This window comes from Pseudomonas izuensis, from assembly GCF_009861505.1.
GTDB classification, from domain to species: Bacteria; Pseudomonadota; Gammaproteobacteria; order Pseudomonadales; family Pseudomonadaceae; genus Aquipseudomonas; species Aquipseudomonas izuensis.
Genome location: NZ_WTFT01000009.1, coordinates 62,674 through 73,713 on the forward strand (window position 1 = coordinate 62,674; position 11,040 = coordinate 73,713).

The 11,040-nt window shown below is 58.2% G+C and carries 8 protein-coding genes; 1 reads left to right on the forward strand and 7 read right to left on the reverse strand.

Annotation, left to right across the window (positions count from 1 at the left end; translation table 11 throughout):
* Positions 1-126: 126 nt before the first annotated feature.
* The 7 genes from lpdA to sdhC all read right to left on the reverse strand — a co-directional run bounded on the left by lpdA (position 127) and on the right by sdhC (position 9,246).
* The gene (gene lpdA / locus GPL81_RS09010) at positions 127-1,563 is read right to left on the reverse strand and encodes a dihydrolipoyl dehydrogenase (protein ID WP_096509637.1); all 1,437 of its coding nucleotides are present in this window, start codon (positions 1,561-1,563) and stop codon (positions 127-129) included.
* A 98-nt stretch (positions 1,564-1,661) separates the two neighbouring features.
* The gene (odhB, locus tag GPL81_RS09015) at positions 1,662-2,882 is read right to left on the reverse strand and encodes a 2-oxoglutarate dehydrogenase complex dihydrolipoyllysine-residue succinyltransferase (RefSeq protein ID WP_096509636.1); all 1,221 of its coding nucleotides are present in this window, start codon (positions 2,880-2,882) and stop codon (positions 1,662-1,664) included.
* A 42-nt stretch (positions 2,883-2,924) separates the two neighbouring features.
* Positions 2,925-5,756: a 2-oxoglutarate dehydrogenase E1 component gene (locus GPL81_RS09020; RefSeq protein ID WP_160106454.1), complete on the reverse strand. Its 2,832-nt coding sequence runs from the start codon at positions 5,754-5,756 to the stop codon at positions 2,925-2,927.
* A gap of 261 nt (positions 5,757-6,017) precedes the next feature.
* Entirely contained in the window at positions 6,018-6,722 is a 705-nt protein-coding gene (locus tag GPL81_RS09025; RefSeq protein WP_160106455.1) for a succinate dehydrogenase iron-sulfur subunit, read from the reverse strand.
* 11 nt (positions 6,723-6,733) lie between these two features.
* On the reverse strand, positions 6,734-8,506 hold the full coding sequence (sdhA, locus tag GPL81_RS09030; protein ID WP_160106456.1) for a succinate dehydrogenase flavoprotein subunit: 1,773 nt from the start codon (positions 8,504-8,506) through the stop codon (positions 6,734-6,736).
* A 3-nt stretch (positions 8,507-8,509) separates the two neighbouring features.
* Positions 8,510-8,878 (reverse strand): succinate dehydrogenase, hydrophobic membrane anchor protein, encoded by a 369-nt coding sequence (gene sdhD / locus GPL81_RS09035; RefSeq protein ID WP_007977503.1) that lies wholly within the window; start codon positions 8,876-8,878, stop codon positions 8,510-8,512.
* Complete coding sequence (gene sdhC / locus GPL81_RS09040; RefSeq protein ID WP_033052382.1) at positions 8,872-9,246, reverse strand: succinate dehydrogenase, cytochrome b556 subunit; 375 nt, start codon at positions 9,244-9,246, stop codon at positions 8,872-8,874. The genes sdhD and sdhC overlap by 7 nt, the downstream gene beginning before the upstream one ends.
* Positions 9,247-9,610: 364 nt before the next feature.
* On the opposite strand from sdhC, the gene gltA reads away from it, so the two are divergent.
* Complete coding sequence (gene gltA / locus GPL81_RS09045; RefSeq protein WP_007977501.1) at positions 9,611-10,900, forward strand: citrate synthase; 1,290 nt, start codon at positions 9,611-9,613, stop codon at positions 10,898-10,900.
* Positions 10,901-11,040 lie beyond the last annotated feature (140 nt).

An 11,040-nucleotide genomic window follows, 5' to 3' on the forward strand; every position in this document is an offset into this window, starting at 1 on the left:
CTGCTGCTTGCATAGCCTTTCCGGATACCCGGTGCAGCTATGCAAGACTGCGTCCAGCGGATATTCCGCGGTGAGTCTTGCATGCAAGGCTCACGACGGGCCATTCCGCCGTGGTTTCTTATTGTCTTAACGCTTCTTGCGGTTGGCGATGTGGATGGCGCCGCCATTCACTGCCAAAGCAGCTTCGTGCAAGGCTTCAGACAGGGTCGGATGGGAGAAAACCATCATGCCCAGGTCTTCAGCGCTGGTGCCGAATTCCATACCGATTGCGCCCTGCTGAACCAGTTCGGCAGCGCTTGGGCCAATCACGTGGACGCCCAATACGCGGTCTGTCTTGGCATCTGCGATGACCTTGACGAAACCGCCGGTATCGTTGGCAGCCATGGCACGGCCAGAGGCTGCGAACGGGAAGGTGCCGACGTTAACTTCTACGCCTTCAGCTTTCAAGGCCTGCTCGGTTTTACCGACCCACGCGATTTCCGGGTGAGTATAAATAACCGAAGGGATCAGGTCATAGTTCATCTGGGCCTTGTGGCCCTTGATGCGCTCGACAACCATGATGCCTTCTTCCGACGCCTTGTGCGCCAGCATCATGCCGCGAACCACGTCACCGATGGCGAAAACGCCCGGTACGGTGGTGGCGCAGTGATCGTCAACGTGCACGAAACCGCGCTCGTCCAGGGTCACGCCACTGTCGGCAGCCAGCAGATCAGTGGTCACCGGGCGGCGACCAACGGCTACGATCAGCTTGTCGAAAGTAATGGTCTGTTCGCCGTTGGCGTCGGTGTAGTTCACAACGACTTCGTCACCGTTCACTTTGGAACCGGTCACGCGAGCGCCCAGCTTGATGTCCAGACCCTGTTTGGTCAGGGTTTTCAGCGCTTCCTTGGAAACAGCGGTGTCCGCTGCCATCAGGAAAGTGTCCAGGGCTTCCAGGACAACCACTTCAGAGCCCAGACGCGACCATACCGAACCCAGTTCCAGACCGATCACGCCAGCGCCGATTACGCCCAGACGTTTAGGTACGGTTTGGAATTCCAGTGCGCCAGTCGAATCAACGATGACTTTCTGATCAACCGGAGCCGGTGGAATATCGATCGGACGCGAACCTGGAGCCAGGATGACGTTTTCAGCTTCGATGACTTCAACCGAACCGTCTGGCTTGGTGACTTCGACTTTCTTGCCGGCCAGCAGTTTGCCGTGGCCCTGGATCGAAGTAACACCGTTGGCCTTGAACAGGGTGGCAACACCGCCGGTCAGGTTCTTGACGATGCCAGCCTTGCGGCCAACCATCGCAGCGACGTCCATTTTGACTTCGCCAGTCGAGATGCCGTGGACGTTGAAGCTTTCTTTCGCTTCCTTGTATTTCCAGGAGCTGTCCAGCAGCGCCTTGGATGGAATGCAGCCTACGTTCAGGCAGGTGCCGCCCAGGGCTTGCTTGCCTTCAGCATCGGTGTACTTCTCGATGCAGGCAGTGCTCAGACCGAGTTGCGCGGCCTTGATGGCAGCCACGTAGCCGCCAGGGCCCGCACCGATCACTACTACGTCAAATTTCTGCGACATTCAAAAAATCCTCTTTAGCGAAAAGCTTCAAGCCGCGAGCTGCAAGCCAGGCTGCGGGTTTTCCGACAGCCTGGGCTTGCAGCTCATGGCTGCTTCTATCAGATATCCAGCAACAGACGAGCCGGGTCTTCCAGCAGGTTCTTGATGGTCACCAGGAAGGTCACAGCTTCTTTGCCATCGATCAGGCGGTGATCGTAGGACAGTGCCAGGTACATCATCGGACGGATAACGACCTGGCCGTTGATTGCCATAGGACGCTGGATGATGTTGTGCATGCCCAGAATCGCAGCCTGCGGCGGGTTGACGATCGGGGTCGACATCATCGAACCGAAGGTGCCGCCGTTGGTGATGGTGAACGTACCGCCAGTCATCTCTTCCATCGACAGTTTGCCGTCACGGGCTTTCTTGCCGAACGTAGCGATGCCGCCTTCGATTTCAGCCAGGCTCATCAGCTCGGCGTTACGCAGAACCGGTACAACAAGGCCGCGGTCGCTGGAAACAGCAACACCGACGTCAGCGTAGCCGTGGTAAACGATGTCCGCACCGTCGATCGACGCGTTGACAGCCGGGAAGCGTTTCAGCGCTTCGGTGGCAGCCTTCACGAAGAACGACATGAAGCCCAGGCGCACGCCGTTGTGGGACTTCTCGAACAGGTCCTTGTACTTCGAACGCAGGGCCATGACTTCGGTCATGTCGACTTCGTTGAAAGTGGTCAGCATCGCCATGTTCGATTGAGCTTCAACCAGACGCTCGGCAACCTTGGCACGCAGACGGGTCATCGGAACGCGTTTTTCAACGCGGTCGCCGGCAGCGAATACCGGAGCAGCAGCGGCAGGAGCAGCAGCCTTGGCAGGCGCGGCAGCTGGAGCGGCTTTCTTGGCGGCAACAGCTGCAACCACGTCTTCCTTGGTCACACGACCACCTTTGCCGGTGCCGGCAACGGAAGCGATGTTGATGCCGTTTTCTTCAGCCAGCTTGCGAGCAGCCGGTGCAGCAACAGGATCATCTTCGCCTTCGCCAGCAGGGGCAGCGGCTTGGGCAGCTGCGGCCGGAGCGGCAGCAGGAGCAGCGGCAGCAGCGCCGCCTTCAACGATCGAGCCCAGCACTTCGTCGGACAGAACGGTGTCGCCTTCGTTCTTGACGATAGCGCCCAGCACGCCGTCAGCAGTGGCCAGAACTTCCAGTACGACTTTGTCGGTTTCGATGTCGACGATCAGTTCGTCACGCTTGACGGCGTCGCCCGGTTTTTTGTGCCAGGTGGCAACGGTGCCATCGGCAACCGATTCCGGGAAAGTGGGGGCTTTGATCTCGATAGCCATTATCTGTGGTTCCTTAAATTCGGTTTCAGGTGCGCGAAGGCGTTAAACAGTAAAGGCGTCTTGCAGCAGTTTTTCCTGCTGCTCGGCGTGCATCGATGCGTAACCGCATGCAGGTGCAGCAGAAGCCTCACGGCCCGCGTACTCGAGTACGAGAGACTTGTTGAGGTTGCTGATGCTGCGACGCATGTGGTGTTGGCTGCTGTACCAGGCACCCTGGTTCATTGGCTCTTCCTGGCACCAGACGGCATGCTTGGCGTTGGTGTAAGGAGCCAGGACTTCGTTCAAGTCGTCCTCAGGGAATGGGTACAACTGCTCGAGACGCACGATGGCGATATCGTCACGGCCTTCGGCACGGCGTTTTTCCAGCAGGTCGTAGTAGACCTTGCCGCTACACAGAACAATGCGCTCGACCTTTTTCGGGTCCAGTGCATCGATTTCCGGGATGACGGTCTGGAACGAACCTTCTGCCAGATCTTCCAGCGTCGAGATAGCCAGCTTGTGACGCAGCAGCGACTTCGGAGTCAGGACTACCAGTGGCTTGCGCAGCGGGCGGATCACCTGACGGCGCAGCAAGTGGTAGATCTGAGCCGGCGTTGTCGGCATGCACACCTGAATGTTGTGCTCGGCGCACAGCTGCAGGTAACGCTCCAGACGAGCCGAGGAGTGCTCTGGACCCTGACCTTCATAACCGTGCGGCAGCAGCATGGTCAGACCGCACAGACGGCCCCACTTGTGCTCGCCACTGGTGATGAACTGGTCAATGACCACCTGGGCACCGTTGGCGAAGTCGCCGAACTGGGCTTCCCAGATAACCAGGGCATTCGGCGTGGTGGTCGAGTAACCGTACTCGAACGCCAGCACCGCTTCTTCGGACAGGAACGAGTCGTACAGGTCGAACCGTGGTTGACCGTCGTACAGGTTCTGCAGCGGGATGTAGGTGCCCGCGTCCTTTTGGTTGTGCAACACAGCATGACGGTGCGAGAACGTACCACGGCCGATGTCCTGGCCGGTCATGCGGATTGGGTGACCTTCGAACGCCAGGGTCGCGTACGCCATGGTTTCGGCGTAACCCCAGTTGATCGGCAGGCCGCCGGCTTGCATCTTCTGACGGTCTTCGTAGATCTTGGCAACCTGGCGCTGAACCACGAAGCCTTCCGGAATTTCCAGCAGCTTGGCGGACAGTTCCTGCAAGGTTTTCAGGTCGAAGCGAGTGTCGTGACGCGCAGTCCAGGCGTGACCCAGGTACGGACGCCAGTCCACGAACAACTCTTTGTTCGGCTCTTTGACCAGGCTTTTCACTACGTGCAGACCGTTGTCCAGCGCGTTGCGGTATTCGTCGACTTTCGCCTGAACACGCTCTGCGTCCAGTACACCGCTCTGGGTCAGACGATCGGCATACAGCTCACGGGTGGTGCGCTGCTTGGTGATCTGCTGATACATCAGCGGCTGGGTGCCGCTCGGTTCGTCAGCCTCGTTGTGGCCGCGACGACGGTAGCAGACCAGATCGATCACCACGTCACGCTTGAACTGCATGCGGTAGTCGATGGCCAGTTGGGTCACGAACAATACGGCTTCCGGATCATCACCATTCACATGGAGGATCGGCGCCTGGATCATTTTCGCGACGTCGGTGGCGTACTCGGTGGAACGCGAGTCCAGCGGGTTGCTGATGGTGAAACCGACCTGGTTATTGATCACGATGTGCACGGTACCGCCGGTCTTGAAACCGCGGGTCTGCGACATCTGGAAGGTTTCCATCACCACGCCTTGACCGGCGAATGCCGCGTCACCGTGGATGGAGATCGGCAGAACCTTCTCACCGGTAGGGTCGTTGCGACGATCCTGACGGGCGCGAACCGAACCCTCGACCACCGGGGAAACGATTTCCAGGTGGGACGGGTTGAACGCCATGGCCAGGTGAACTTCACCGCCGGTGGTCATCACGTTGGACGAGAAGCCCTGGTGGTACTTAACGTCACCGGAACCCAGCTCGACCTTCTTCTTGCCTTCAAACTCGTCGAACAGCTCGCGCGGGTTCTTGCCGAAGGTATTGACCAGCACGTTCAGACGGCCACGGTGGGCCATGCCGATAACGATTTCCTTGGTGCCGTAGGAACCGGAACGCTGGATCAGCTCGTCCAGCATCGGAATCAGGCTCTCGCCGCCTTCCAGGCCGAAACGCTTGGTGCCCGGGTATTTGGTCCCCAGGTATTTTTCCAGGCCTTCACCGGCAGTGACGCGCTCGAGCAGGTGGCTCTTGATGTCAGCGGAGTACGTCGGACGGCCACGCACGCTTTCCAGACGCTGCTGGAACCACTGGCGCTGCTGGGAATCGGTGATGTGCGTGAATTCAGCGCCGATGGTGCGGCAATATGTCTGCTGCAACGCTTCGTGAATTTCGCGTAGGCTCGCTTCCTCTTTGCCGATGAACAGGTCGCCGGCACGGAAGGTCGTATCAAGATCGGCATTGGTCAAGCCGTAATGATTGATCGACAGGTCTGCAGGTGCAGTACGCTGCCACAGCCCCAGCGGGTCAAGCTGGGCTGCCTGGTGGCCACGCATACGGTAGGCCTGGATCAATCGCAGCACTTCAACTTGCTTCTTCTCGTGCTCACTGCTCACGCTGCCGGCGGAAACCGGTTGGGCGCGGCGCTGGTTCTTTGCCAGCAAGACGAAATGATCGCGAATCGTGGAGTGCGAAACATCGGTGGCAGAGTTGCCGTCGGCAGGCAACTTCTGAAAGTAGGTGCGCCACTCTTCTGGCACAGCGTTAGGGTCGTGCAGGTAGAGCTCGTAGAGCTCTTCCACATAGGCAGCGTTACTACCGGATAGGTAGGCGCTGTTCCACATGCGCTGCATCACGCTTTCTTGCATGCTTGGTCACCCTCGGTTAGGGGAACACCATCGGTGTCGACACCGAGCAAACTTGCAGAAGTCCGAATGCAGCGACCAAAACAAGCCACTAGGATCACACTGATAGTCCGGGTACCAGCCCGGATGCCCCTGCTTGTCTCATTTCTTCAAAATAAGAGCCGCAGCCTTTTAAGCTGCTGCTCTGGTTATAGCTACGACGCGGGTTGAAGCCCGCGCCTTAGCCTCTACGTTTACAGCGGTACTGCATTTACAACAGCTGAATCACACGCCGCTCGAGAGCAACATGTTACGGATGTGACCGATGGCCTTAGTCGGGTTCAGGCCTTTCGGACATACGTTGACGCAGTTCATGATCCCGCGGCAGCGGAATACGCTGAACGGGTCATCCAGCGAAGCCAGACGCTCGGACGTCTTGGTGTCACGGCTGTCTGCCAGGAAGCGGTACGCTTGCAGCAGGGCAGCTGGACCCAGGAATTTGTCCGGGTTCCACCAGAAGGACGGGCAAGAGGTCGAGCAGCAAGCGCAAAGGATGCACTCGTACAGACCGTCGAGCTTTTCACGCTCTTCAGGGGTCTGCAGACGCTCGATGGCCGGAGCCGGCGTATCGTTCTGCAGGAATGGCTTAACCTTCTCGTATTGCTTGTAGAAGATGCTCATATCGACGACCAGGTCACGGATAACCGGCAAACCTGGCAGAGGACGAACGATCAACTTGTTACCTTTTACAACAGCGGACAGCGGCGTGATGCACGCCAGGCCGTTTTTGCCGTTGATGTTCATGCCGTCGGAACCGCAAACACCTTCACGGCAAGAGCGACGATAGGAAAAACCTTCGTCCTGCTCTTTGATCAGGGCCAGCACATCCAGCACCATCAGGTCTTTACCACCGGTATCGACCTGGAATTCCTGCATGAACGGCGCAGCGTCCTGATCAGGGTTGTAGCGATAAACACTGACTTGCAACATGGCGGTCACCCTTAATAAGTCCGGACTTTAGGTTCGAAAGTCGGAACAGTCTTCGGCGAGAAGTTCACGGCACGCTTGGTGACGCGCTTGTCACCCGGGAAGTACAGGGTGTGGCACAGCCAGTTTTCGTCGTCACGATCTTCGAAGTCTTCACGGGCGTGAGCACCACGGGACTCTTTACGTACTTCTGCAGCGATTGCAGTGGCTTCGGCCACTTCCAGCAGGTTTTGCAGTTCCAGCGCTTCGATACGGGCAGTGTTGAACGCCTGCGACTTATCGTTAATCTTCACGTTGGCGATGCGGGTACGCAGCTCAGCCAGCTGAGCGATACCTTTCTGCATGTATTCGCCGGTACGGAATACACCGAAGTAGTTCTGCATGCAGCTTTGCAGCTCGCGACGCAGGGTAGCCACGTCTTCACCTTCGGTACGCTCGTTCAGAGCGGACAGACGTGCCAGGGCCGCATTGATGTCGGCGTCGGTGGCGTCATCGTATTCGATGCCGTCAGTCAGCGCTTTTTCGAGGTGCAGGCCGGCAGCGCGACCGAAGACCACCAGGTCGAGCAGCGAGTTGCCGCCCAGACGGTTGGCGCCGTGTACCGATACGCAAGCCACTTCACCTACCGCGAACAGACCAGGAATGATCTTGTCCACGCCTTCGGCGTCCTGTGTGATCGCCTGGCCATGAATGTTGGTGGCAACGCCGCCCATCATATAGTGGCAGGTCGGAACAACCGGAACCGGAGCGACAACCGGGTCAACGTGCGCGAAAGTCTTCGACAGTTCGCAGATGCCCGGCAGACGGCTGTGCAGCACTTCCTCGCCCAGGTGGTCGAGCTTGAGCATCACGTGGTCGCCGTTCGGACCGCAACCGTTACCGGCGATGATCTCTTTAACCATCGAACGGGCAACAACGTCACGACCGGCAAGGTCTTTGGCGTTCGGAGCATAACGCTCCATGAAACGCTCGCCGTGCTTGTTGATCAGGTATCCACCTTCACCACGGCAGCCTTCTGTAACCAGTACACCGGCGCCGGCGATACCGGTCGGGTGGAACTGCCACATTTCGATGTCTTGTACCGGTACGCCTGCACGCAGAGCCATGCCGACGCCGTCACCGGTGTTGATCAGGGCGTTGGTGGTCGAAGCGTAGATACGACCTGCACCGCCGGTTGCCAGAACGGTTGCCTTGGCACGGATGTAGGTGGTTTCGCCGGTTTCGATGCAGATCGCGATCACACCGACGAACTCGCCTTGTGCGTTCTTCACCAGGTCGACAGCGTAGTACTCGTTCAGGAACGTGGTACCGGCTTTCAGGTTGCCCTGATAAAGGGTGTGCAGCAGTGCGTGACCGGTACGGTCGGAAGCGGCGCAAGTACGGGCAGCCTGCCCGCCTTTACCGTAATCCTTCGACTGACCGCCGAACGGACGCTGGTAGATACGGCCGGTTTCGGTACGCGAGAACGGCAGACCCATGTGGTCCAGCTCGAAAACGGCGGCCGGGCCTTCCTGACACATGTATTCGATAGCGTCCTGGTCACCGATATAGTCGGAACCCTTGACGGTATCGTACATGTGCCAGCGCCAGTCATCGTTCGGGTCGGCCGACGCGATGGCGCAGGTGATGCCGCCCTGTGCCGACACAGTGTGTGAACGGGTCGGGAACACCTTGGTGATCACGGCAGTCTTGTGACCACCTTGCGCCAGTTGCAGCGCTGCGCGCATGCCGGCACCGCCGCCACCAATAATGATGGCGTCGAAAGAAATCGTTGGAATGTTAGCCATGAATCAGATACCCCAGAGAATCTGCACACCCCAGACGAAGTAAGCGAACATCGCGACGCCGCATACTGCCTGGAAAAGGAAACGTACTGCAGTCGCGGACTTGCCCAGCGCCATTGGCGTCAGGTAGTCGGTCGCGATGGTCCACATGCCGACCCAGGCGTGAGCGCCGAGGGCAACAAGGGCCAGCAGACTGAAGATACGCATCCCGTTGTGGGCGAACAGGCCATGCCACTGGTCGTAGCCAATGCCCGGGTTCGCTGCGAGGTATCCGATCAGGAAGATGAAATAAGCCGCGAGGACAACCGCAGACACACGCTGTGCCATCCAGTCATAGAGGCCCGAACGCGAAAGGTTCGTAACGCTGGTTACCATATCCAAACTCCTGCCAGAACGATCAACACCACGGAAACGGCGATGATAATTTTCGAGCCCAGGCGGCCGCCTTCCAGCGTCTCACCGATGCCCATGTCCATAATCAAGTGGCGCACACCGGCAACCAGGTGATACAGAAGAGCGGACAGGAGGCCCCATGCTACGAACTTGGCCAGCGGGCTGGTCAAGGTTGCCTTCACGTCGGCAAAACCTTCCTCGGAACCCAGGGATTTGCCCAATGCATAAAGCATGAAGCCGAGGCCCAGGAAGAGGATGATGCCGGAAACACGGTGAAGAAACGACGTAACGCCGGTGATGGGGAGTTTGATGGTCCTTAGGTCTAGGTTTACAGGTCGTTGGCTTTTCACGGCTTTTTTTTCACACTGAAGAGCCCCTAACAATCAGGGCAAAGTTGTTGGGGAGTGCACTGGTCAGGTAACCACCACCCAGGGATGCGACCCCCAATGAAAGCAAGCCCAAAAGCCCTTGGCGGTCGGTCGCCGAGTATAGACAGTTAGGCTACTAATGACAACGCAAACACCTAGCCCTAATAGCTGATTGCACAACGCGTATAAAAGGCGTAAATGGCAGGCAATTTCGAGAAAAAAGTCGGGTTAAAGCCTTCTGGAGCAAGACTTTAGGCAAATTGACATTCGAATTTATCTCACTATAGTGGTGCGGGCCCTGCGTGGGGGGTCTGTCTGATGATTTCAAGCATAAATAGGAGGCCACATGGCTGACAAAAAAGCGCAGTTGATCATCGAGGGCGCAGCCCCCGTCGAGCTGCCCATTTTAACCGGCACCGTTGGTCCCGATGTTATCGATGTTCGGGGCTTGACGGCCACGGGCCGCTTCACTTTTGACCCTGGTTTCATGTCGACCGCTTCTTGCGAGTCGAAGATCACCTATATCGACGGCGACAACGGCATTCTGTTGCACCGCGGCTACCCGATCGAACAGCTGGCTGAAAAGTCGGACTACCTGGAAACCTGCTATCTGCTGCTCAACGGCGAATTGCCGACCGCAGAACAGAAGGCCCAGTTCGTCAGCACCGTCAAGAACCACACCATGGTTCACGAGCAGCTCAAGACCTTCTTCAACGGTTTCCGTCGCGACGCCCACCCGATGGCCGTCATGTGCGGCGTAGTCGGCGCCCTCTCGGCCTTCTACCACGACTCCCTGGACATCAATAACCCGCAGCATCGCGAAATCTCCGCGATCCGCCTGGTTGCCAAGATGCCGACCCTGGCAGCGATGGTTTACAAGTACTCCATGGGCCAACCCATGATGTACCCGCGCAACGACCTGTCGTACGCGGAAAACTTCCTGCACATGATGTTCAACACCCCGTGCGAGATCAAACCGATCAGCCCGGTGCTCGCCAAGGCCATGGACCGGATCTTCATCCTCCACGCCGACCACGAGCAGAACGCGTCGACTTCCACCGTGCGCCTGGCGGGTTCTTCGGGTGCCAACCCGTTCGCCTGTATCGCCGCGGGTATCGCTGCACTGTGGGGCCCTGCCCACGGCGGCGCCAACGAAGCCGTTCTGACCATGCTGGATGAAATCGGCGATGTCTCGAACATCGACAAGTTCATCGCCAAGGCCAAGGACAAGAACGATCCGTTCAAGCTGATGGGCTTCGGTCACCGCGTTTACAAAAACCGCGACCCGCGCGCCACCGTCATGAAGCAGACCTGCGACGAAGTGTTGAAGGAACTGGGCATCCAGAACGATCCGCAACTCGAACTGGCCATGCGCCTGGAAGAGATCGCCCTGACCGACCCGTACTTCATCGAGCGCTCGCTGTACCCGAACGTCGACTTCTACTCGGGGATCATCCTCAAGGCGATCGGCATTCCAACCAGCATGTTCACCGTGATCTTCGCCCTGGCGCGGACCGTCGGCTGGATCTCCCACTGGAAAGAAATGCTCTCCAGCCCGTACAAGATCGGCCGCCCGCGCCAGTTGTACACCGGCTACGAGTCGCGCGACATCACCAAGCTGGAAGACCGCAAGTAAGACCTGTCTTGCGATAATGTCTTGAGTTGCACCGGAAACGGCCTCTTATATAGAGGCCGTTTTTGTTTGTGCCCTCCTCAGCAATGCGCGCGTACTTCACGAGAACAGGTCGGCTGCCAAGCCGCCTCGCTTTGGCTTTT